The organism is Micromonospora haikouensis (assembly GCF_900091595.1).
GTDB lineage: Bacteria > Actinomycetota > Actinomycetes > Mycobacteriales > Micromonosporaceae > Micromonospora > Micromonospora haikouensis.
Window position 1 is genome coordinate 102,263 of sequence record NZ_FMCW01000012.1, and the last position, 21,566, is coordinate 123,828.

General features: G+C 72.5%; 22 protein-coding genes. 7 read left to right on the forward strand and 15 right to left on the reverse strand.

All coding sequences use genetic code 11. From position 1 onward, the window contains the following. Positions 1-335: 335 nt before the first annotated feature. The 3 genes from mqnC to GA0070558_RS14120 all read right to left on the reverse strand — a co-directional run bounded on the left by mqnC (position 336) and on the right by GA0070558_RS14120 (position 2,762). The gene (gene mqnC, locus GA0070558_RS14110) at positions 336-1,526 is read right to left on the reverse strand and encodes a cyclic dehypoxanthinyl futalosine synthase (protein WP_091279515.1); all 1,191 of its coding nucleotides are present in this window, start codon (positions 1,524-1,526) and stop codon (positions 336-338) included. A gap of 182 nt (positions 1,527-1,708) precedes the next feature. Next, entirely contained in the window at positions 1,709-1,903 is a 195-nt protein-coding gene (locus tag GA0070558_RS14115) for a DUF397 domain-containing protein (RefSeq protein ID WP_091279518.1), read from the reverse strand. After that, positions 1,890-2,762 (reverse strand): helix-turn-helix domain-containing protein, encoded by an 873-nt coding sequence (locus GA0070558_RS14120; protein WP_218106995.1) that lies wholly within the window; start codon positions 2,760-2,762, stop codon positions 1,890-1,892. Before GA0070558_RS14120 ends, GA0070558_RS14115 begins: the two co-directional genes overlap by 14 nt. Before the next feature lie 108 nt (positions 2,763-2,870). On the opposite strand from GA0070558_RS14120, the gene GA0070558_RS14125 reads away from it, so the two are divergent. Both GA0070558_RS14125 and GA0070558_RS14130 read left to right on the forward strand, forming a co-directional pair. Continuing rightward, on the forward strand, positions 2,871-3,257 hold the full coding sequence (locus tag GA0070558_RS14125; RefSeq protein ID WP_091279523.1) for a hypothetical protein: 387 nt from the start codon (positions 2,871-2,873) through the stop codon (positions 3,255-3,257). Positions 3,258-3,322: 65 nt separating this feature from the next. Then, a complete protein-coding gene (locus GA0070558_RS14130; RefSeq protein ID WP_176734211.1) occupies positions 3,323-4,450 on the forward strand; it encodes a Fic family protein in 1,128 nt (375 codons plus the stop codon). 245 nt (positions 4,451-4,695) lie between these two features. Here GA0070558_RS14130 and GA0070558_RS14135 read toward each other — a convergent pair whose 3' ends face one another. The 7 genes from GA0070558_RS14135 to paaA form a co-directional block, all read right to left on the reverse strand. After that, the gene (locus tag GA0070558_RS14135) at positions 4,696-5,340 is read right to left on the reverse strand and encodes a hypothetical protein (RefSeq protein ID WP_091279526.1); all 645 of its coding nucleotides are present in this window, start codon (positions 5,338-5,340) and stop codon (positions 4,696-4,698) included. Between the two features lie 73 nt (positions 5,341-5,413). Next, positions 5,414-6,106, reverse strand: coding sequence for an SDR family NAD(P)-dependent oxidoreductase (locus GA0070558_RS14140; RefSeq protein ID WP_256091931.1), 693 nt, complete (start codon positions 6,104-6,106; stop codon positions 5,414-5,416). A 62-nt stretch (positions 6,107-6,168) separates the two neighbouring features. Further along, positions 6,169-7,287 (reverse strand): 1,2-phenylacetyl-CoA epoxidase subunit PaaE, encoded by a 1,119-nt coding sequence (gene paaE / locus GA0070558_RS14145; RefSeq protein ID WP_091279532.1) that lies wholly within the window; start codon positions 7,285-7,287, stop codon positions 6,169-6,171. Further along, positions 7,284-7,787 carry a 1,2-phenylacetyl-CoA epoxidase subunit PaaD gene (paaD, locus tag GA0070558_RS14150; RefSeq protein ID WP_077935654.1) on the reverse strand — a complete coding sequence of 168 codons (504 nt, stop codon included), beginning with the start codon at positions 7,785-7,787 and terminating at the stop codon, positions 7,284-7,286. The genes paaE and paaD overlap by 4 nt, the downstream gene beginning before the upstream one ends. Further along, positions 7,781-8,506, reverse strand: coding sequence for a 1,2-phenylacetyl-CoA epoxidase subunit PaaC (gene paaC, locus GA0070558_RS14155; RefSeq protein WP_077935653.1), 726 nt, complete (start codon positions 8,504-8,506; stop codon positions 7,781-7,783). Before paaC ends, paaD begins: the two co-directional genes overlap by 7 nt. Beyond that, entirely contained in the window at positions 8,503-8,796 is a 294-nt protein-coding gene (gene paaB / locus GA0070558_RS14160; RefSeq protein WP_077935652.1) for a 1,2-phenylacetyl-CoA epoxidase subunit PaaB, read from the reverse strand. The genes paaC and paaB overlap by 4 nt, the downstream gene beginning before the upstream one ends. Then, positions 8,793-9,860 (reverse strand): 1,2-phenylacetyl-CoA epoxidase subunit PaaA, encoded by a 1,068-nt coding sequence (gene paaA, locus GA0070558_RS14165; RefSeq protein ID WP_091279536.1) that lies wholly within the window; start codon positions 9,858-9,860, stop codon positions 8,793-8,795. Before paaA ends, paaB begins: the two co-directional genes overlap by 4 nt. A gap of 376 nt (positions 9,861-10,236) precedes the next feature. Here paaA and GA0070558_RS14170 point away from each other — a divergent pair, with 376 nt between their 5' ends. Together GA0070558_RS14170 and GA0070558_RS14175 are read left to right on the forward strand one after the other, a co-directional pair. Continuing rightward, positions 10,237-11,220, forward strand: a complete 984-nt coding sequence (locus GA0070558_RS14170; protein WP_091279538.1) for a hypothetical protein — start codon at positions 10,237-10,239, stop codon at positions 11,218-11,220. After that, entirely contained in the window at positions 11,220-12,182 is a 963-nt protein-coding gene (locus GA0070558_RS14175; RefSeq protein ID WP_091279542.1) for a serine hydrolase, read from the forward strand. Before GA0070558_RS14170 ends, GA0070558_RS14175 begins: the two co-directional genes overlap by 1 nt. Positions 12,183-12,242: 60 nt before the next feature. On the opposite strand, the gene GA0070558_RS14180 is transcribed toward GA0070558_RS14175, so the two are convergent. After that, positions 12,243-13,094, reverse strand: a complete 852-nt coding sequence (locus GA0070558_RS14180; protein WP_043961386.1) for a menaquinone biosynthetic enzyme MqnA/MqnD family protein — start codon at positions 13,092-13,094, stop codon at positions 12,243-12,245. A 233-nt stretch (positions 13,095-13,327) separates the two neighbouring features. Beyond that, on the reverse strand, positions 13,328-14,533 hold the full coding sequence (locus GA0070558_RS14185) for a S8 family peptidase (protein WP_256091932.1): 1,206 nt from the start codon (positions 14,531-14,533) through the stop codon (positions 13,328-13,330). 343 nt (positions 14,534-14,876) lie between these two features. Here GA0070558_RS14185 and GA0070558_RS14190 point away from each other — a divergent pair, with 343 nt between their 5' ends. Next, complete coding sequence (locus GA0070558_RS14190; protein ID WP_439709598.1) at positions 14,877-17,120, forward strand: M4 family metallopeptidase; 2,244 nt, start codon at positions 14,877-14,879, stop codon at positions 17,118-17,120. Positions 17,121-17,240: 120 nt separating this feature from the next. Then, positions 17,241-17,705: a hypothetical protein gene (locus tag GA0070558_RS14195; RefSeq protein ID WP_077935646.1), complete on the forward strand. Its 465-nt coding sequence runs from the start codon at positions 17,241-17,243 to the stop codon at positions 17,703-17,705. On the opposite strand, the gene GA0070558_RS14200 is transcribed toward GA0070558_RS14195, so the two are convergent. Beyond that, positions 17,695-18,987 (reverse strand): MFS transporter, encoded by a 1,293-nt coding sequence (locus GA0070558_RS14200; protein WP_091279552.1) that lies wholly within the window; start codon positions 18,985-18,987, stop codon positions 17,695-17,697. The genes GA0070558_RS14195 and GA0070558_RS14200 overlap by 11 nt on opposite strands. Positions 18,988-19,041: 54 nt before the next feature. Next, positions 19,042-19,623, reverse strand: a complete 582-nt coding sequence (locus tag GA0070558_RS14205; RefSeq protein WP_091279555.1) for an ArsR/SmtB family transcription factor — start codon at positions 19,621-19,623, stop codon at positions 19,042-19,044. Positions 19,624-19,743: 120 nt separating this feature from the next. Here GA0070558_RS14205 and GA0070558_RS14210 point away from each other — a divergent pair, with 120 nt between their 5' ends. Further along, the gene (locus GA0070558_RS14210) at positions 19,744-21,051 is read left to right on the forward strand and encodes an amidase (RefSeq protein ID WP_091279558.1); all 1,308 of its coding nucleotides are present in this window, start codon (positions 19,744-19,746) and stop codon (positions 21,049-21,051) included. Here the strand turns inward: GA0070558_RS14210 and GA0070558_RS14215 are convergent. Next, the gene (locus tag GA0070558_RS14215) at positions 21,005-21,304 is read right to left on the reverse strand and encodes a hypothetical protein (protein WP_256091933.1); all 300 of its coding nucleotides are present in this window, start codon (positions 21,302-21,304) and stop codon (positions 21,005-21,007) included. The two genes, GA0070558_RS14210 and GA0070558_RS14215, sit on opposite strands and share 47 nt — an antisense overlap. Between the last annotated feature and the right edge of the window lie 262 nt (positions 21,305-21,566).

Here is a 21,566-nt window from a genome sequence, read left to right on the forward strand (position 1 = left end):
ACGGCCCTCATGGGCCGATGGAGGATGTGGCCCGCCGGCCGTTCCACCCCGGCCGACCCGCTCCGACCTGCGTCGGAGGGTGCGCGCCGCACGTTATCGGCCCCTGGGCGGTGCCGCCACCCCCCGCGCCGACGATGCCCGGGCCATACGTTCGGTCACCTTCAGGGATTGTCGGGATTGGCCGCTTGTGGGGCGGGCCCGCAACCCGGGGCGTCCCCCGAACGGCGACCACTAATGCCCTCCCGACGACCGGTCACGGGACTTTCGGCCGGTCGCAGCACGCCATCCGGCAACCACCCTGCGTGACGTTCCGGCCTGCCCTGGAGCGCGCCCCGTCAGCGGGCCTCGACCAGCGGCAGGGCCTTCCCGACCCCGCCGCCCGGCAGCGCGATCGAGGAGAAGTGCGAGACCACCCGGTCGTCGGTCGGGTCGTCGGCCGGGGTGTGGTGCACCGCGAGCCGGCGGTAGAGGGTGTCCCGCTGGGCAGGGATGCGGTCCGCCGAGCGGATCATGCCGATCAGCTCGTGCAGGTTGGACCGGTGCCGCGCGCCCGCCGAGGAGATCACGTTCTCCTCCAGCATGATCGAGCCGAGGTCGTCCACGCCCATGTGCAGGGCGAGCTGGCCGACGTCCTTGCCGGTCGTCAGCCAGGACGCCTGCAGGTGCGGCACGGTCTCGAAGAAGAGCCGGGACACCGCGACCAGGCGCAGGTATTCCAGCGTCGTCGCCTGGGTGCGGCCCTTGAGGTGGTTGTTCTCCGGCTGGTACGTCCACGGGATGAACGCCCGGAAGCCCTTGGTGCGGTCCTGCACGTCGCGGATCATCCGCAGGTGCTCGATCCGCTCGGCGGCCGTCTCGCCGGTGCCCATCATCATCGTGGCGGTCGACTCCAGGCCCTGCCGGTGGGCCAGCTCCATGACCTCCAGCCAGCGCGCGCCGGACTCCTTGAGCGGGGCGATCGCCTTGCGCGGCCGGTCCGGCAGCATCTCCGCGCCGGCCCCGGCGATCGAGTCGAGCCCGGCCGCCTTGATCCGCGCGATCGCCTCGTCGAGGCTCACGCCGGACACCTTGGCCATGTGCAGGATCTCGCTCGGCCCGATGGAGTGGATGGCGAGCTGCGGATACGCCTGCTTGACCGAGGAGAACAGCTCCTCGTAGTACTCCACGCCGTAGTCGGGGTGGTGGCCGCCCTGGAGCATGACCTGGGTCGCGCCCAGCTCGACCGCCTCGCCGCAGCGGCGCAGGATCTCCTCGGTCGGGTGGGTCCACCCCTCCTTGTGCTTGGGCGCACGGTAGAAGGCGCAGAACTTGCACGCCGTCACGCAGACGTTCGTGTAGTTGATGTTGCGGTCGATCAGGTAGGTGACGATGTTGTCGGGGTAGCGCCGCCGGCGCACCGCGTCGGCCGCCTCGCCGAGGGCGTGGAAGGGCGCCTCGGTGTAGAGCAGCAGGGCCTCCTCGGGCGTGATCCGCCCGCCGTCCGCGCCGCGTTGCAGGATGTCGTCGATCTCCCGGCTCACCGTCACGCCTCCGAGCGTACGCCGGGCGGCCGTCCAGGCCCGCAGGGGTGCGCAGCGCCGTGACGCGTCCCGCACCCGGACACTGCCGGAGATCCACGCCAATCCTGGACAGATCCCGTCAGCTCCGGACGGGAACTGCCCAAGGTCCAGGGGGTTCCGCGAGCGGGGCGGCGGCCGGGGCCGGTCGGTCAGGCCCGGCCCGGCAGACCGGCGACGAAGGTGGTCCAGGCCCGCCGGTCGAAGGCCAGCACCGGCCCGGCCGGATCCTTCGAGTCGCGTACGCCCACCGCCCGCGCGCCCGTCGCCACCTCCACACAGTCACTGTCGGATCCGCTGCGGGACGACTTGCGCCACGTTGCTCCGCAGGGGTCAGGCGTGGTCATCGGAGACTCCCTCTCGCTCGTGCTCCGCCGCGATCCGCGCGACGATGTCCTTCGAATCGGCTGGGCTCAGGGCGATCGCAGCCAAGGCGTCCGCCGCTCGGCGGAACACGGCCACCTGATCGGGCTCCTCCAGGAAGACGCCCGAGATCTTGTGCTCTAAGTGCACCACGGATGGATGACGGTGGAAATCGAACAGGACAAACCCGCCATCCAGGCCGGTGTGTCCGCCGCACGCGAGGGGCACCACCTGAAGGCTGAGGTTGGGCCGCTCGGACAGCTCGATGAGGTGTCGAAGCTGACGAGTCATCAGCTGATGACCGCCGAGCGGCCGGCGCAGCACGGTCTCATCGATGATCATGTGCAGCTCTGGCGGATCGTCCCGGGCGAGGATCGCCTGACGCGCCAGCCGGGCGGCCACGCGTGTCTCCACCTCCGCCGCACCGACGTCGCAACCCTTCATCAGGGCGATGGTGTACTCGGGCAACTGAAGCAACCCCGGCACCAGCAGCGGCTGCCAGCTCACGACCCGCGTCGCCTCGGCTTCGAACAGGTTGAAGGTGCGCGACCAGGCGGTCAGACCCGTCCCATGGGCCTCCCACCAGCCCTTGTCACGGGATCGCTCAGCCATAGCCAGCAACCGCTCGCGCTCCTCCCCGACCACGCCGTAGACGGCCAGCAGCGCGGCGACCTCCTCCACCCGAACGCCCTGCTGGCCGGTCTCGATCCGGGAGAGCTTCGACGGCTGCCAGCCAAGTTGGACAGCCACCGACGCCCCCTTCAGCCGCCTGGCCCGACGTAGCTGCCGCAACTCGCCGCTCAACCCGCGTCCGGCCACCGACGGCACGCTCTGCTTCGCCACCGACACCCCTTACTGAGAGCTATTGACACGGGACCCTACGCGAACCATCATAGTCGCAAATTGCGATTTGAGTGAGCAATTTGCGACCGATTGCGAAGGACTCTCGAAGTGGACACACTCGGCACCAGGCCCGCCCTACCTCCTCCCACCTGGCTGCGGCCGTACGATCCGGCGGACTCGCCCGGCCCCATCCCGTCGGTGATCGAACGCTTCCGCCGACGGCGGCGGGACGAGCCGGAGCCGCCCACCGAGGCGGAGCGGGAGGCCGCCCGCTACACGGTGGTGCTGGTGCCGCCCGCCGCGGCCGAGGCGCTCGGCGACGACCGGGGCGAGGTCGGCCTGCACCTGTTCTGCGACGACGACTGGGATCACCAGCCGGCGCACCTGGACGACGCGGCCAAGATGATCGGGGAGGCCTGCGGCGAGCCGGTCGTCCTCACGGAGCACCACTCGGACCTCACCTACTGGACGGCACACGTACGCGAGGAGAGCTGATCGCCCGCAGCCCCGAATCCTTTAATCATTTCGGCGTGCCGCCGGAAAGATTGTATGATTCCGGCATGCTGTACGCGACGCCCAGGCTGACGAGCGAGGACAACCGCGTCCTGGCCGAGCTGGAGAAGATGCGGGAGGCCCTTCGCTACCAGGTCGCCGAGCCACGCCGGTGGAGCGGGCACCTGCGCAGGTCCCTGATCGCCCACGCCATCCAGGGGTCCAACTCGATCGAGGGCTACCAGGTCGGCCTGGACGACGCCGTAGCCGCGGTGACCGGGGAAGACCCGATGGAGACCAGTCCGGGCACCTGGGACGTCATCACCGGATACCGGGACGCCCTCACCTACGTGCAGCAACTGGGGCATTCCCGGGAGTTCGCCTGGCATCACATGCTCCTCAACGCCCTGCACTTCATGATGATGCGCAACGAGCTGGCCAAGTGGCCGGGTCGGTACCGCCCCGGTGACATCTACGTCGACGAGGCCCACACGGGACGGCGCGTCTACACGGGGCCCGACGCCGACGAGGTGCCAGCCCTGGTCTCCGAGCTGGTCGACTGGCTCGCCGACGGAGAGCCCGACAGCCCACTTCTGGTGCGCGCGTCAATGGCGCACCTGAACCTAGTCAAGATCCATCCATGGCGCGACGGAAACGGGCGCATGTCGCGATGCCTGCATACCCTGGTCCTGGCCCGCGACGGCGTCCTGGCCCCCGAGTTCTCCTCCATCGAGGAGTGGTTGGGCAACGGGCGGAACACCTACGCCTACTACGACGTGCTGGCCGAGGTGGGCGGTCCGAGCTGGCAGCCGGCCAACGACACCGGGCCATGGATCAGGTTCTGCCTGAGCGCCCACCACCAGCAGGCGCAGCTGGTCCGGCAGCGCCTCGACCAGGCCGCCCGCCTGTGGGAACTGCTCGACGACCGGGCCCGTCAGGGCGGGCTCCCCGAGCGCGTGGTCAGCGCTCTGCAACTCGCGGCGACCGGCGGTCGGGTCCGCCGCACCGTCTACCAGCGCGACGAGGCCCTGACCGACGACCAGGCAGTTCGTGACCTTCGCGCCCTGGTTAGGGCGGGGTTCCTTCAGCAGCACGGTCAGACGCGCGGCAGGTACTACGTCGCATCGACCACGTTGCGCGAACTCGCCGTCCCCGCGCTCCGACCCAGGGAGATCATCGATCCCTACCGGCGCTGACGACTCCAACATGCTCAGTGAGCGGCGGCAGGTCTGACAAGGCCGAAAGCGCGAAACCCGGCCCACCCACCGTCCGGAAGGCTGCCGGGTCCACTTCCAGCGGCTACTGCCCCTGGCAGGTACAGCTTACCTTCGGCCGGAACTTTGGGATGAGGCAATGGGTCAGGCACCGTAGTCGATCGTGAGGTGTCGGTGGTGGCGGTGCAGCAACTGTCCAAGGCCCGAAGGGCTCGCAACAGGGCGCGTCAGCGGAGGGTGAGGTCGGTGGCGGGGAAGTCGTACCAGGACAGGTCGAGCGACGAGCCGGGCTGCGGCGCCACCGGGAACACGGCCCAGCTCGCCAGCTCGCGGCCGGGCGCGAGGTCGAACGACTCGCCGGGCCGGGTGGAGCAGTAGGTGCTCTCCGGGCGCACGGTCCTGCCGTCGGCGAGGGTGAGCAGCACCAGCTCGCGGTCCTCGGCGACGGGCGAGCATTCCAGCCCCCAGGGGACCACCGAGCCGTTGCGGTACCGGAGGTTCAGCCGCAGCTTGCTCCCGGTGACCTCGGCGCTGACCAGGGTGACCGTCATCGACGCCTGGTCGTAGAAGGTCCGGTCGAGCCGGTACGTCCGCGACCCCCCATCCGAGGAGCCGGAGGAACCCGACGAGACCGTGGGAGCGCCGGACGACGGACGCGCCGGCTGGTCGGCCGGGTCGGCTCCCCCGCTGGCCTCGGGGCCGCCCGTCTGCCGGCCCGCGTCCCCGCCCGCGTCCACGGTGCTGCCGGCGTCCACGGTGCGGTCCGCCGTCGCACCGTCGCCCCGGGTGGCCAGGTAGGTGCCGCCGACCGCGCCGACGACCGCCACGACGGCCAGTACGGCGACCAACGTGCCGACGTGCCTCTTCTCCATCATCGCTCCCAGTCCGACCGGCGCTGCTGGCGCGACCGTAACAAATCCGGGCCAGCCGCCGGCGCGGCCGACCTCACCGGCGCGCCCGCACGTTCAGCAGCACCCCGGCGGTACGCGCCAGCGCCGCCATCCGTCGAGGCCGTGAGACGACCGCCGCGCGGGTACGCAGGCAGTCCAGCACCACGTCGGCAGCCTGGTCCACCGAGAGCATCATCGGCTTGACCCGCGCCTTGGCCATCTTGGTGTCCACGAAGCCGAACCGGACGACGCTGACCCGCACCCCGTGTGACCGCAGGGCCCCGCCCAGCCCCAGCAGGTACGACGACATCCCGGCCTTGCCCGCGGCGTAGCCGGGCGCCTCGGCCGAGGGGGCCACGTCGGCGAGGCTCGACAGGCCGACCACATGCCCCGCCCGGGCGCGCGCCATGGACGGCACCACCACCTCCATGGTGCGCGCGGCGCCGACGAGGTTGACCTCCAACGCCCTGGTCTGCGCGGCCAGGTCCGCCACGTCGAAGAAGTCACCGATGCCGGCGGCGTAGATGCAGACCTCGACGCCGCCGAGGGTGTCCAGCGCCCCGGCGAGGACCTCGCGGTAGCCGGCGTCGGTGACGTCGGCGCGGTGGTGCTCGTAGCCGCTGGACGTCAACGGGCTGCTGCTGCGCGACAGGCCCGCCACCGTCCAGCCGTCGTCCAACAGCCGGCGGGTGACCGCCAACCCTATGCCGTCACTGTTACCGACCACGATGGCCCGCTGCTTGTCCACGCCGCCTGTCATACCAGCACGGCGGTCAGTCCACGAAGCCGCCAGCGGCCCCGCCGCGCCGGCTACGCGTCGTAGTCGACCGTGAGGGTGTCGGTGGTGGGGGTGGACTGGCAGGTCAGCACGTACCCGGCGGCGACCTCGTCCGGCTCCAGGGCGTAGTTGCGGGCCATCGTCACCGCGCCGGAGACCACCTTCGCCCGGCAGGTCGAGCAGACCCCGCCCTTGCACGCGTACGGCAGCTCGCCGCGCACCCGCAGCGCCGCGTCGAGGACCCGCTCCTCGCGGCCCATCGGGAACGTCGACGCCCGGCCGTCCAGCACGATCGTCACCTCGGCGTCCCCGGTCGGCCCGGCGGGGCGGCGCTGCGCCGGGGCGGGCGTGTCGTCGACGTGGAACAGCTCCGCGTGCACCGCCGACTCCGGCAGGCCCCGCGCGGCGAGCACCGCCTTCGCGTCGACCACCATGCCGTACGGGCCGCAGAGGAACCACTCCTCGATCGCGTCGCCCGGCACGATCGTGCCCAGCAGGCGGCCCAGCCGGTCGGCGTCGATCCGCCCCGACAGCAGCGGCGACTCGCCCGGCTCCCGGGACAGCACGTGCACCAGGTGCAGCCGCGTCGGGTAGCGGTCCTTCAGGTCGGCCAGCTCCTCGGCGAACATCACCGAGTTCGCCGTGCGGTTGCCGTACACCAGGGTGAAGGTGCTGGCCGGCTCGACGGCCAGGGCGGTGGCGACCAGCGCGAGCACCGGGGTGATGCCGGAGCCGGCGGCGACCGCGCCGTAGCGGCGGGCCCGGCCCGGGTCGAACGCCGTGGTGAAGTGCCCGAGCGGGGGCAGCACCTCGACGGTGTCGCCGTGCCGCAGCACCGAACAGGCGTAGGCCGAGAACGCGCCGCCGGGGATCTCGCGCACCCCGATCCGCAGCCGGCCGTGCCGGGCCAGGTCGTCGGGCGTCGAGCAGATCGAGTACGACCGCCGCACGTCCCCGTCCGCCCGGTTGGGGCCGGCGGGCAGCCGCACGGTGAGGTGCTGGCCGGCGGAGAACGCGAAGAGCGCCCGCAGCTCCTCCGGCACGGCGAAGGTGATCGCCACGGCGTCGGCGGTGAGCCGGTCGACGGCGGCGACGGGCAGCGGGTGGAAGGCCGGCCGGCGGCGGACCGGGCGGGTGATCGTGACAGTCACAGCGCCTTCAGGTGGTCGAAGGGTTCACGGCAGGCGCGGCAGCGCCACAGGGCCTTGCACGCGGTGGAGCCGAACCGGCTGACCTGCTCGGTCTCCGCCGACCCGCAGAGCGGGCAGCGGACGGCGAGGGTCAGCGGCACGACCGTGCCGGCCCGGGTCGCCGGGGCGGTGCCGGCGTCCCGGGTGGCCGGCGGCGGGGCGATGCCGGCGGCGGCCAGCTTGGCCCGGCCGGCGGCGGAGATCCAGTCGGTGCTCCACGCCGGGCTGTAGACCGTGCGGACGTCGGCGTCGGGGTGCCCGGCGGCGGCCAGCGCCCGCCGGATGTCGGCCCGGATCACGTCCATCGCCGGGCAGCCCGTGTAGGTGGGGGTGATGGTCACGGTGACCCGGCCGGTGGCTGCGTCCCGGTCGACCGCCCGCAGGATGCCCAGCTCGTCGATGGTGATCACCCGGATCTCCGGGTCCACCACCGCCGCCACGGCGTCCCTCGGGTCTACCACGTCGCCCCCGGGTGGGCGCGGTGCAGCACCTGCATCTCCGCCAGCAGGTACGACAGGTGCTCGGTGTGCACGCCGTCCCGCCCGCCGGCCGGGGCCCAGCCGTCCGCCGGCCGGGTCAGGGTCGCCTCGGCCAGCACCGGCCCGACGTACGCGTCGAAGTCGCCGCGCAGGCCGGCCGGGTCGACCGGCGCGCCCGGCCACGGCGCGAACAGCTCGTGCGCGTACGGCCAGACCTGGTCGACGGCGGCCTGCATGCGGCGGTGCGACTCGGCGGTGCCGTCGCCGAGCCGGCGCACCCACAGCGCGGCGTGGTCCCGGTGGTACGCGGACTCCTTGCGCGCCTTCGCCCCGATCGCGGCGAGCCGCTCGTCGGCGCACCCGGCCAGCGCGGAATAGAGCGGAAGCTGGTAGGCCGACAGGAACAGCAGCTTCGCCATGGTCACCGCGAAGTCGCCGTTGGGCAGCTCGACCAGCAGGCAGTTGCGGAACTCCCGGTCGTCGCGCAGGTACGCCAGCGCGTCCTCGTCGCGGCCGGCGCCCTCCAGCTCGCCCGCGTAGGTGAGCAGGAGCCGGGCCGCGCCGAGCTGGTCGAGGGCGATGTTGGCCAGCGCGACGTCCTCCTCCATCTCCGGGGCGCGGCTGGTCCACTCGCCGAGGCGCTGCGCGGCGACCAGCGCGTCGTCGCCGAGGGCGAGGGCGAAGTCGAAGGGACTCCTCACAGGTGGGCCACCCCGTCCGGCACGTCGTAGAAGGTGGGGTGGCGGTAGACCTTGTCGGCCGCCGGGTCGAAGAAGGCGTCCTTCTCGTCGGGGCTGGACGCGGTGATCGCGGCGGCCGGCACCACCCAGATCGACACGCCCTCCTGGCGGCGGGTGTAGAGGTCCCGGGCGTTGCGCAGGGCCAACTCGGCGTCGGGGGCGTGCAGGCTGCCGACGTGGGTGTGCGCCAGCCCGCGCCGGGCCCGCACGAAGACCTCCCACAGGGGGGACGTGCTGTCGGTGCCGCTCATGCCGCAACCGCCTCTCGCGCAGTCGACCGCTTCGCGGCGTACGCCGCGGCGGCCACGCGGACCCACGCGCCCTCGGCGTGGGCGCGGCGGCGGTGCTCCATCCGCTGCCGGTTGCACGGTCCCTCGCCGGAGATCACCCGCATCAGCTCGGCGTAGTCCGGCTCGGTGAAGTCGTACGCCTGGCACTGCTCGTTCCAGCGCAGGTCGGGGTCGGGCAGGGTGAGGCCGAGGATCTCCGCCTGCTGCACGCACATGTCGACGAAGCGCTGGCGCAGCTCGTCGTTGGAGAACCGCTTGATCTTCCAGGCCATCGAGCGGGCGGAGTGGGTGGAGTCGCCGTCGGGCGGGCCGAACATGGCCAGCGACGGGTACCACCAGCGGTCCACCGCGTCCTGGGCCATGGCCTTCTGCTCCAGGGTGCCGTGGGCCAGGGTGTGCAGGATCTCGTAGCCCTGGCGCTGGTGGAACGACTCCTCCTTGCAGACCCGGATCATGGCCCGCGCGTACGGGCCGTAGGAGCAGCGGCACAGCGGCACCTGGTTGACGATCGCCGCGCCGTCGACCAGCCAGCCGATCACCCCCACGTCGGCCCAGCTCAGGGTCGGGTAGTTGAAGATCGAGCTGTATTTCTGCCGCCCGTCGAGCAGGAGCTGCACCAGCTCGTCCCGGCTGACGCCGAGGGTCTCGGCGGCGGCGTACAGGTAGAGGCCGTGTCCGGCCTCGTCCTGGACCTTGGCCAGCAGGATGGCCTTGCGCTTGAGCGAGGGGGCGCGGCTGATCCAGTTGCCCTCCGGCTGCATCCCGATGATCTCGGAGTGCGCGTGCTGGGCGATCTGCCGGATCAGCGTCTTCCGGTACGCCTCGGGCATCCAGTCGCGGGGCTCGATCTTCTGGTCGGCGTCGATGACGTCGGCGAAGTATGCCTCCAGGTCGGCGTCCGGGCCGGGGCCGCCGCCGCGCTGCCGGGTCGCCGCCGCGCGCAGCGCCGCCTCCGCCGCCGCCACCTCGCCGAGCAGGCCACCGCCGGGCGCGTCCTCCGGGGCGGAGAAGTCGTTGCCATACATGCCGACAAGTGTTACAGCTCGCGCCAGCCCACACCAGAGGGTGTCACAGGTTTCCGAAAGCACCTTCCGTCACGAGTCGACCCCTTTTCGTATTGCCGCAGGCCAGGGCGCAGGTATGACATGGCTCACTAAGCGGAGATGAATCCCCCCAAGGCTGGCATAACAGGCCACAATCCCGCCTTCATAGCGACTTGACAGGCTTCGGTTCCTGGCGTGTCGGCCATCCGGACGTAGACTTTCCCGGTCACACCGACCGGCTGCGAACGACCGCCGGGCGTATGACGCGGGCCACTTCCCCCGGCCCCCAGCGATCAGGACGAACCAGTTCGGAAAGCAGTCGGTCCCCCGGCCCCTGACATCTGGAGCTCATCCACTCATGCGACCTCGCGTGGCCATGGTGTTCGCCGTCGCGGCGATCCTCCTCGGCAGCGCCATGCTGGTGCCCGCCGCGTACGCCAAGCTCTCCGGCGACGACGACGGCGGATCCGGCGGGAGCGGCATGCAGATCGTGGCGGCCCCCGAGCCGACCGCCCCGCCGCCGCCGACCCTGGCCGCCGCCCCCGTCTCGGTGAACTTCTCCGGCGAGTTCTTCTCCTGGGCCCTGCTGGACCGCGAGAGCGGCAGCATCTCCGGCTCGAAGAACCTGGCGTCGACCAGCTCGACCGAGTCGATGATCAAGGCCTGGATCGTCGCCGACTACCTGCGGCAGCTCGGCGACAAGGAACCCTCGCCCAGGATGAAGCAGATGGCGAGCCTGGCCATCCGGGACAGCAACGACGGCGCCGCGGACGCGGTGTGGGGTGCGGCGGGCGGCTCGTACAGGGTGTATCCGAACGGCCAGCTGAACCCGGTGCTCAAGCGGGCCGTCGACATCTGCGGCCTCACCGACACCAAGCGCGGCAACGTTGCGGGCTACCTGGGCTACTGGAGCTTCACCCGGATGTCCCCCCGCGACGCCGTCCGGCTCGGCGACTGCATCGCCAGCGGCAAGGCGGCCGGGCCGAAGTGGACCACGTGGGTGCTGGACGAGATGAGCAAGGTGCGCGGCAGCGTCAAGGAGCAGCGCACCACGTCCGGCGGCGGCAAGTGGGGCATCGTCGACGGCCTGCCCGCCGAGATCAAGGCCCAGGGGCCGGTCAGCATCAAGAACGGCTGGACGCCGTTGAACTACGACGGCAACTGGCACGTGAACTGTCTTGCGGTCACCGAGAAGTGGAGCCTCGCCGTCATGTTGCGCTACCCGCAGAAGAAGGGGCTGTCGTACGGCGCGAAGGTCTGCGCCAGCGTCGCCACCCAGCTGGTCACCCCGCAGCCCGGCGCCGCCCTGAAGGTGCCGCAGCAGCCGATCGGCAAGCTCTGATGGCGGGCAGCCGCCGCCGGGCCGGCGGTGGAGGTGCCGGGCGGGGCGAGGCGTCGCCGCTGCGGCTGATCGCGATCGCGGCCGTCCTGATCGGGCTGGTGCTGGTGTCGCTGCGGCTGCTGCCCGGCTCGCCGATGGCGTCGACCGCCGCCGCCCAGTGGGGCGACGCGTCCGCGCCCGTCGACCGCGCCGCCGGAGCGGCCTCGGACCGCAAGTCGCGTCCCACCGCCTCGCCCAGCCCCTCCCCGACGCTGGAGCCGCTGCCGTTCGCGGACAAGCAGATCGACCTCGACATCGAGGGCTGGTACGCCTGGAGCGTCCTGGACACCCGCACCGGCAAGATCATCGGCTCGAAGAACATGGACGAGACCAGCACCACCGCGTCGCTGATCAAGTCCTGGATCGTCGCCGACTACCTGCGGCGCACCGACGAGCAGGGGCAGAAGCCCAGCGACGCCAAGCTCGCCGACGCCACCCGGATCATCCGCGACAGCGACAACACCCGCGCCGAGCAGTTCTACAACACCGTGGGCCGGTCCGCGTCGATCAAGCGGATGATCTCCATCTGCAAGACCACCGACAGCAGCCCCGCCGCCGACGGCGGCTGGAGCCGGACGAACCTCTCCCCCCGGGACACCGCGCGCCTCGGCGCGTGTATCAAGGACGGCCGGGCGGCCGGGCCGGAGTGGACCAAGTGGCTGATCAACGAGATGCGGCTGGTGCGCGGCTCCGGTGACTTCGGCATCCGCAAGGCGTTCCCGGCGGCCGAGCAGAAGAAGATCGCCATCAAGAACGGCTGGATCGACCGGACCAGCGAGCAGGAGATGCACATCAACTGCCTCGCCATCGGCGACAACTGGACGATGGGCGTGATGGTCCGCTACCCGATCAACATGGGCTACGAGTACGGCATGAAGAACTGCCAGAAGATCACCGAGGCGGTGCTGCGCTCCGGCACCTGACGGGTGCCCCGTGACCGCCGTCGGGCGGCGGCGATCACGGCGTACGTCTGGTGGTCGGCCTCAGCCGGCGAAGAACCGGGGGCCGTCCGCCGGCAGCGGCGGGGCCTCGCCGATCTCGGCGGCCCGGCGGGCGAACTCGCGCAGCCCGGCCACCTGCCGCTCGCCGAGCGAGAAGTCCAGCGCCCGGAAGTACGTGGCCAGGGTCGCGGCGTCGAACGACTCCCACCGGGCGGCGGCCTCGGCGACCTGGTCCAGCTCGGCCAGGCACAGGTCGCGGGAGCGCAGGAACGCCTCGTGCACCTCCTTGACCAGGCCGGGGTGGGCGGCGGCGAAGTCCCGGCGCACCGCCCAGACGGCGAAGACCATCGGCAGCCCGGTCCAGTCGCGCCAGGCCTGCCCGAGGTCGGTGACCTCCAGCCCCCGCTGCGGGGCCTCGTACAGCGCCCGCAGCGCCACGTCGCCGATCAGCACCCCGGCGTCCGCCTCCAGCAGCATCTGCGTCAGGTCGGGCGGGCAGCGGAAGTAGTCGGGGTGGACGCCGTACCGCTCGCCGAGCAGCAGCCGGGCGAGCAGCACGCCGGTGCGCGACGTCGAACCGAGGGCCACCCGGCCGCCGCCCAGCTCGGCGAGGGGCTTCGTGGACACCATGTTGACCGAGAGCACCGGGCCGTCGCTGCCGACCGCCAGGTCGGGCAGGAGCAGCAGCTCGTCGGCGTGGCGCAGGTATTCGACGTGCGAGATCGGCCCGATGTCCAGGTCACCGGCGACCAGGGCGGCGCTCAGCCGGTCCGGCGAGTCCTTGTGCAGGTCGACGTCGATCAGCGCGCCGGAACGCATCAGGCCCCAGTAGATCGGCAGGCAGTTCAGGAACTGGATGTGTCCGACCCGGGGACGGGCGATGCGGTCAGCCATGCTGCGACCGTATCCCCGCCGCGGGACACGGTCTCAACGGGCGGGCCCCGGAGTGGCCAATCCCGCACCCGGGGCCCGTGCGCCGGGTCCGGGCGGCCCGAACGGCTCGACCGCCGCCCGGGTGGGGCGGCGGTCGAGCCGGGTGACCGCACCGGCGAGTCGTGCGGGGCGGCGGGCCACCGGCCGCCGTCCGCGCCGGGGGTGGCCCGGCGCGGACGGGTGGTGCGGGCGGGTCAGCTTCCGACGTAGAGCAGCCGGTTCGGGGAGCCGGCGCCGGGGTTGACGACCACGTTGGGCGTCGCGGCGGCGACGATCGCCGCGTTGACCGTGGCGGGGCTGGCCGTGGGGTTGTTCCGCAGGTAGATCGCGGCGGCGCCGGCGACGTGCGGTGCGGCGAACGAGGTGCCGCTGCCGGTGTAGGTGGCGGCGTCGCTGGTCCGCCAGGCGGCGGTGATGGAGACACCGGGCGCGAAGAGGTCGAGCGCGGTGCCGTAGTTGGACCAGCTCGCCCGGGTGTCGGTCTGGTCGGTCGCGCCGACGGTCAGCGCCTCGGTGACCCGGGCCGGCGAGGTGCCGGTGGCCGGTACGCCGGAGTTGCCGGCCGCGATGCTGTAGGTGACGCCAGCGGCGATCGACCGGCGGACCGCCGCGTCGAGAGTGGTGCTGGCACCGCCGCCGAGGCTCAGGTTGGCCACGGCGGGACGGGTCGCGTTCGCGGTGACCCAGTCGATGCCGGCGATGACGCCGGCCGTGGTGCCCGAGCCGCTGTTGTCGAGCACCCGGACGCCCACGACGGTGGCGTTCTTGGCCACGCCGTACGCGGTGCCGGCGGCGACCGAGGCGACGAAGGTGCCGTGTCCGTTGCCGTCGTCGGCGTTGTTGTCGTTGTCCACCGCGTCGTACCCGCTCACCGCCCGGCCGCCGAAGTCCTGGTGGGTCACCCGGACGCCGGTGTCGACGACGTAGACGCGCACCCCGTTGCTCGGTCCGTAGGTGAAGGACCGGTTGAGCGGCAGGTTGCGCTGGTCGATGCGGTCTAGCCCCCACGAGGGCGGGTTCGTCTGGGTGACGAGGGCCCGCACCCGCTGGTCCTGCTCCACGTAGGCGACGGCGGGGTCGGCGGCCAGCCGGCGGGCCGCCCGCTCGGTGAGGTGGGCCGACCAGCCGTTGACGGTCCGGCCGTAGACCCGGTCGACCCGGCCGTTGCCGTAGCGCGAGGTGATGGCCTCGGCGCGGGCCCGGTCGGGCCGCTGGCCCTCCTTCAGCACCACGAGGTAGCTGCCGTCGACGGCGGTGGGCCGGTCGGCACCGAGGACGGTGCCGGTGGCCGGGGTCGCCGCTGCCGGGTCGACCCCGGCGGTGGCCAGCAGCGCGCCGGCGAGGGCGGCGGTGCCGAGGGTGCCGATCCAACGGCGGGTGACGTACGGGGTGAGCCTCACTGGGCTGCTCCTTCCTGGGCCGGTCGACGGCGTCGACCGGCGGCCTCCCGCGCCAACGGGATGTGTGGGGCGGAGGGCCTTCGCGGTACGTCGGGTTCGACGTGCCCACCACGCTAGGGATCGGACAGCCATCGAAGGTTGCCATCTATTGAGGCGATTGTTGTCAATGGGTTCCTTTCGTAACAGAGACGGAACATCCTCGCGCGCCTCGCCGGCAATAGCATCGCCAGGATGGACAAGTAGGTATGTTTATCCATCGACGCTCGCCTTCCCAGGATCCCCGCAGCGGACGATGATCTCGCTATCGATAGATGCGAGTGCATCTCGTATTGGGGAGGTCATGTTGAGATCAGCCCTAGCGCTGGCCGGCGTCACCATGCTGGTCGGCAGCGGTCTCGTGGTCACCACCACGAGCGCGTCCGCCGCCCCGCCATCCACCCCGGGGCCGGCGCTGGTCGCCGCCGCCGACACCGCCCTGAAGGAGCACTCCCGGGCCGTCAGGTCCTCGGCGAAGGACCGCTACGCGGTGCACAGCAGCAAGCGGGACGCCGAGGGCCGGGGCACGGTCCGCTACACCCGCACGTACGACGGGCTCCGCGTCTACGGCGGGGACGTCGTCATCCGCACCGAGGCCGACGGCGACTACGCGGGCAGTTCGGTCGGCCTGGCCGCCCCGCTGAGCCTCGCCACCACCCCGAAGGTCAGCGCCGCAAAGGCCCGCAGGGCGGCGATCGCCGAGTTCTCCGGCCGGGTCACCGGCACCGGCGCGGCGGAGCTGTTCGTCGACGCGAGCAGCGGGACCGGACGGCTCGCCTGGGAGACGGTGGTGACCGGCTGGGCCCCGGACGGGCAGACCCCCTCGAAGCTGCACGTCATCAGCGACGCGCTGACCGGCGCCCGGATCGGCTCCTTCGACGAGGTCGAGTCCGTCGTCGGCACCGGCAACAGCATCTACGCCGGCCCGGTCCCGATCGACACCACCCTGTCCGGCTCGACGTACAACATGATCGACCCGACCCGGGGCAACGGGCGCACCTGCGACATGAACAACGGCACCTCGACCTGCACGACCTTCACCGACGCCGACAACGTGTGGGGCACCGGCGCGGCCTCGAACCGGCAGTCCGCCGCGGTCGACGCGCACTTCGGCGCGGCCACGACCTTCGACTACTTCACCGAGGTGCACGGCCGCAACGGCGTCTTCGGCAACGGCACCGGCGTGCCGAGCCGGGTGCACTACGGCAACGCGTACGTCAACGCCTTCTGGGACGGCGCGCAGATGACCTACGGCGACGGCGCGGGCAACGCCCGGCCGCTGGTCGCCCTCGACGTCGCCGGCCACGAGATGTCCCACGGCGTCACCGAGAACGTGGTCCCCGGTGGCCTGACCTACTCCGGTGAGTCCGGCGGCCTGAACGAGGCCACCAGCGACATCTTCGGCAACATGGTGGAGTTCTACGCCAACACCCCGGTCGACCCCGGCGACTACCAGGTCGGCGAGAAGATCAACATCAACGGCAACGGCACCCCGCTGCGCTACATGTACGACCCGACGCTGGACGGCAAGTCGCACGGCTGCTGGTCGACCGGCACCAACAGCCTCGACGTGCACTACTCCTCGGGCGTGGCCAACCACTTCTACTTCAACCTGGCCGAGGGCTCCGGGGCGACCTCGTACGGCACCTCGCCGCTGTGCGGGTCGGCCGCGCCGGTGACCGGGATCGGCCGGGAGAAGGCGGAGAAGATCTGGTTCCGGGCGCTCGACGCGTACTTCGTGTCGAACACCCGCTACGTGAACACCGCGCAGCCGACCAACACCGCGCGGCTGCACACCCTGTCGGCCGCCACCGACCTGTACGGCCTGTGCAGCACCGAGTACAAGGCGGTGATGGCGGCCTGGACGTCGGTGAACGTCACCGGCACCGAGTCGTGCGCGGCCAACGACTTCACCGTCTCGGCCACCCCGGCGGCGCTGACCCTGGACCCGGGCACCTCGGGCACCGCCACGGTCGGCACCACGGTCATCCGGGGGACCGCCGAGGAGGTCACCTTCTCGACCGGCCCGCTGCCGGCCGGGGTGAGCGTGTCGTTCGCGCCGTCGTCGGTCACCGCCGGCGGGTCGACCACGGTCACGGTCAGCGCCGCCGCCACCGCCGGCAGCGGCACGGTGGCGATCACGCTGGTGGGCACCTCCCCCTCGGTGGCCCGGACGACCACGCTGAGCCTGACGGTGAACGGGCTGCCGGGCTGCTCCGGCAGCAACGGCACCGACGTCGCGATCGCCGACAACTCGACGGTGGAGAGCACCATCGTGATCAGCGGCTGCGCGGCGACCCCGTCGACCACGAGCAAGGTCGAGGTGCACATCGTGCACACCTACATCGGTGACCTCGTGGTCAGCCTCGTCGCGCCGGACGGCAGCGTGTACACGCTGCAGAGCCGCTCCGGTGGCAGCACCGACAACATCGACCAGACGTACACCGTGAACCTCTCCTCGGAGGTGGCGAACGGGAGCTGGCGGCTGCGGGTCCAGGACGCGGCGAGCCTCGACACCGGTTACCTCAACAGTTGGAGCCTGAACCTCTGACCTCGGCACGGCGAGCGGGCCATCCGGGTCTCCGGGTGGCCCGCTTCGTGTGCCGACCCCGATGAGCGGCACAAGCAAGCCGGTCGTGGGTGCCCCACCGCCGGCCACTACCCTGAGGCGGTGCGATACCAAGAGGTCGAGACGGCCATCCAGCAACTGATCGACGCCGCTGGCGAGGACGACCTGCACGCCTTCGGGTTGGCGACCATCACCCGCCTGACCACCGCCGACCTGGTGGACGAGGCCGACGAGGACGACCTCGACGAGGACGCCCAGGCGGCGCTGGCCACCGCTCTGGAGACCGTCGCCACGGCCGACGCGAGCGAACTGCGGGCCCTGCTGGACCGCATCGACGAGGGCACCCTCGCCGACGGCGACATGGACCCCGGCCTGCTGATCGTCCTCACCGCGCTCGAACACTGGACCACCTACCTTGAGGAGCACCGGCGCGGCGAGCTGTACGAGCTCGCCATCCGCTCCCTGGAGGAGGTCGACTACCGGGTCTCGGCCGCGCTCGACGACTTCCTGGCCGAGCCGGAGATGGCCGCCGAGTACGCGCGGATCCGGCAGTTGCTCACGGCGTAGACCCCGCCGCGCGGGCCGCCCCGCGCCGCTGCCCCGGTCCGTTCGCGGACCGTTCGGCGCGGGCCGCCCGGACGACGGGGACGGCGAACGCGGCCACCGCGAGCAGCCCCACCGTGCCGCACGCCGCCACCAGCGGCCGGGGGTGGGCCAGGTCGAGCAGCAGGCCGCCGGCCGCGAGACCGACCATGCCCGCGCCCTGCACGGCCGCGCCGAAGACGGCGTACGCGCGGCCCCGCGCCGCCTCGGGCACCCGGCGGGCGAGCAGCACGTTGCAGACGACGTTGTTGCCGCCGTTGAGCAGGCCGCCGAGCAGCCAGATCGGCACCAGCAGCCAGGCGGACGGCACGGCGGCGGAGACCAGGACCGCGAGGCAGCACCCGCCGAGCAGGAGCAGCCCCACGCCGAGCAGCCGACCGTCGTCGGTGAGCCGGCGGGTCAGCGGGGCGAGCGCCCACGCCCCGGCCACGATGCCCAGCGGCCAGGCCCCGGTGACCAGCCCGTAGACGGTGGTGGAACTGCCCAGCGTCTCGCGGATGAAGAACACCTCGATCACGTTGATCGCCCCGACCGCGCCGACCACCCCGGCGAGCGAGGCCACCATCGCGAACAGCAGCCGGTCCGGGCGCAGCCGCCAAGCCCGGGCCGGGCCGTCGGGAGTCGGCGTCGAGTGGGCGTCGGCGGCCGGGCGGGGTCTGGCGGTCGGGCGGGCGCCGCCCCGACGGGTGCGGATCAGCAGGCCGGCGGCCACCAGGGCGAGGTAGCTGGCGGCGTCCAACAGCAGCGGCACGCGGGTGCCGAACTGCCCCACCAGCAGCCCGGCCAGCGCCGGGCCGGCCAGCGCGCCGAGGGTGCCGGCCGTCTGGTTGAGCGCGCTGGCCCGGGGCAGGTCCCCGGGCGTGACCATCGCCGGGACGAGGGCGGCGAGCACCGGCTGGGTGACCGCGAGCCCGGCGGCCAGCAGCGCCACCAGGCCGATCGCCAGGGCCGGGTGTCCGGCGTACGCGAGGGCGAGGCAGATCGCCGCCTGCACGATGCCGGCCGCGACGAGCAGGGTGCGGGAGTCCACCCGGTCGGCGAGCCGGCCGGTCAACGGGGCGAGCGCGACGAGCGGCAGGCTGGCGGCGATCAGCAGCCCCGCCACGGCCGGGCCGCCGGCCCCGGCGGACTGGAGGGCGAGGGTGAGGGTGCTCGCGGCCAGGAAGTCACCGCAGCTGGAGATGCCCCGGGCGGCGGTGGCGAGCCAGACGTCGGGCCAACGCGACCGACCAAGTGTGAAGGACATACTTCGAAAGTAATCCTTCACACCTCGGCCGGGCAATCCCCCGTCGCAACCGGTTCAGTCCACGGGCACCGACCGGTACTGGACGGCCACGGGACGCGCCCCGTCCGGCGGGTCGGTCCGCACCCGACGCCGATAGGGCGCCATCAGGTCCTGGACCGCCTCGTTGAGCGCCAGCAGCTCCTCGGCGGTGAGCAGGAGCACGCTGTCGCTGAACCACCCGGCCCGGTACCACTCCGGCGGTTCCTCGGGCCCCCGGCGGAACCAGTCCCGGGTGCGCTGCGCGTCCCGGGCGAGGTGCGCCTCCACGAGAGCCAGCTCGGCCGCCCGCGCCTCGGAACCGGCCACCTGCCCCGCCTCCACGTTGTACGACGGACTGAACGCCCGCCACACCCGCTCGCGGGCGTCCCCCCGGCTCGGGGCCTGCTCGACCAGCCCGAACTTCGCCAGCGCGCGCAGGTGGTAGCTGGTCGCGCTCGGCGACAGGCCGGCGATCTCCGCGCACTCGGTGGCGGTGGCCCCGGACTCGATCGAGGCGAGATGTTCCATGATCGCGAGCCGTGCCGGGTGGGCCAGGGCCCGCATCACCTGCGGATCGCTGATCGTCACCCGCTGCCGCTCGGGCGGTGCCTCGCTCATGCCCCCATGATCCCGCCCGCCACCCGCGCCTGCCATCGACCCCGCCGCTAAGCTCGGCGGCGGCACCTCGACGGCGGCGCAGAGCGCGACCGCCGACCCGGTGCCGAGCGAGCCCCCACGATGGACACGACTCCCGACGACCCCGCCGCACCCGTCGCCTCCAACGACCCCGCCGCACCCGCCGACCCGGTCGCCTCCGACGATCCGGCCGCGCCCCGGAGCGCCGTCGAGATCGCCGAGCTGGTCAACGCCGGCCGGCTCCGCCCCGTCAACGTCGTCGAGGCGACCCTGGCCCGCATCGGCACCGCCGACGCCACGCTGCGGGCCTTCCGCGAAACCTGGCCGGAGCAGGCCCGGCACGCCGCCCGCGAACTGGAACGCGCCCTCGCCGCCGGACCGCTGCCGCTGGCCGGCGTGCCGCTGGGCGTCAAGGCCACCGAGGGCGTCGACTCGCTCCAGACCCGCCGGCTCGTCGCCGCCGGCTGCATTCCGGTCGGGGCCACCGCCGTCCCCCGGGGCACGCCCTGGCAGACGTGGGGCCACACCGACCGGGGCCCCACCGCCAACCCCTGGCGCACCGACCGTACGCCCGGCGGGTCGTCGGCCGGGTCGGCAGCCGCCGTCGCCGCCGGGCTCGTGCCCCTGGCCACCGGCAACGACGGGGCCGGTTCGGTGCGCATCCCCGCCGCCTGGTGCGGGGTCGTCGGGATCAAGCTCACCAACGGGCGGCTGCCCGCCATCGACGCCGCCGGGCTCAACGCGCCGGGACCGCTCGCCCGTACGGTCGCCGACGCCGCCGCGTACCTCGACGCTCTTCTCGGCACCCGGCTCGCCGGGCATCTCGGCCCGGCGGGTGGCGGGCCGCTGCGGGCGGTCTGGTCGGCCACGCTCGGCCACGCCGAGGTCGACCCCGACGTCGCGGGGCCCGCCCGCGCCGCCGCCGACCGGCTCGCCGACGCGGGTCTCCTCCGGTGGGTCGCGCACGACCTGACGCTCGCCGATCCCGCGCCCGCGTGGCGGGCCCTGCGAGCGCCCGGCGACCGGGCCGCCGCCGGGGACCTGCGGGCCGGCAACGACGCGCGCCTGGCGCGGCTCTTCGACCTTGCCGACCTGCTGCTCACCCCCACCACCCCCGGCCCGGCGCACGGCCACGCCGGGCCGGGCGACCGGATGAGCGTGGCGCTGACCTGGGCGTTCAACCTCAGCGGGCACCCCGCCGCAAGCGTCCCGGCCGGGTTCGCCCCCGACGGCACCCCGGTCGGCCTCCAGATCGTCGCCCGCCACCGCCACGAACACCTGCTCATCCGGACGGCAGCTGCCCTGGAGGCGCTGCGACCCTGGCCGGATGCTCAGGTCAGAGGATTCGTCAGGGGGTGGCGGCTCAGCCGGGGCGCAGGTTGGCGGCCCGACGGCCGGGCTGGACGATGACGCGACGCGCTGGCGGGCTCAATTTTCGGATGCCCTCCTCGATGACGAACAGCTCGCGACGAGCAACGGCCTCGCCCTTGCCATCCAACTCGTAGCCGTCCAGCCACATCCAGCCGAAGTAGGTGACCAGATCGGTCCGTACCTTGATCAGCCGGAACATGATCGGCTTGGTGAACTGGACGCTGCAGGCCCTTGTGATGTGCAGGACGTCGCCAGCGTTCAGTTCGATCACCGGGGGCCGTACCGACGCCACGAGGTGATCCTGGTCTGAGCCGCCTGCACAAGGGGACACCAGCCACTCGGGGAGCAGGCCGAGCACCGGCGGCGCCGGTGCCAGTCGAGGGTCCGCCAGGCGGCCCGGATCAGCAGAGGCATTCGCCGGTTGATCACTGCGCCTCCCCTAAGGATGCCGGATCCGATTGCGGCACCCCGGCCCACCGAGCACCGCTCCACCAGGCCGAGGGCCCCGCGCAATCAATCCCACACCCTCCGTCACCTACTTGTCAATCTGTAAG

Excerpts from the sequence above, each read along its gene's own strand:
- GA0070558_RS14115 (WP_091279518.1), bottom strand. The coding sequence starts at position 1,903 with ATGACCACGCCTGACCCCTGCGGAGCAACGTGGCGCAAGTCGTCCCGC.
- GA0070558_RS14130 (WP_176734211.1), top strand. The coding sequence starts at position 3,323 with ATGCTGTACGCGACGCCCAGGCTGACGAGCGAGGACAACCGCGTCCTG.
- GA0070558_RS14135 (WP_091279526.1), bottom strand. The coding sequence starts at position 5,340 with ATGGAGAAGAGGCACGTCGGCACGTTGGTCGCCGTACTGGCCGTCGTG.
- paaB (WP_077935652.1), bottom strand. The coding sequence starts at position 8,796 with ATGAGCGGCACCGACAGCACGTCCCCCCTGTGGGAGGTCTTCGTGCGG.
- paaA (WP_091279536.1), bottom strand. The coding sequence starts at position 9,860 with ATGTATGGCAACGACTTCTCCGCCCCGGAGGACGCGCCCGGCGGTGGC.
- GA0070558_RS14170 (WP_091279538.1), top strand. The coding sequence starts at position 10,237 with ATGCGACCTCGCGTGGCCATGGTGTTCGCCGTCGCGGCGATCCTCCTC.
- GA0070558_RS14175 (WP_091279542.1), top strand. The coding sequence starts at position 11,220 with ATGGCGGGCAGCCGCCGCCGGGCCGGCGGTGGAGGTGCCGGGCGGGGC.
- GA0070558_RS14180 (WP_043961386.1), bottom strand. The coding sequence starts at position 13,094 with ATGGCTGACCGCATCGCCCGTCCCCGGGTCGGACACATCCAGTTCCTG.
- GA0070558_RS14200 (WP_091279552.1), bottom strand. The coding sequence starts at position 18,987 with ATGTCCTTCACACTTGGTCGGTCGCGTTGGCCCGACGTCTGGCTCGCC.
- GA0070558_RS14205 (WP_091279555.1), bottom strand. The coding sequence starts at position 19,623 with ATGAGCGAGGCACCGCCCGAGCGGCAGCGGGTGACGATCAGCGATCCG.
- GA0070558_RS14210 (WP_091279558.1), top strand. The coding sequence starts at position 19,744 with ATGGACACGACTCCCGACGACCCCGCCGCACCCGTCGCCTCCAACGAC.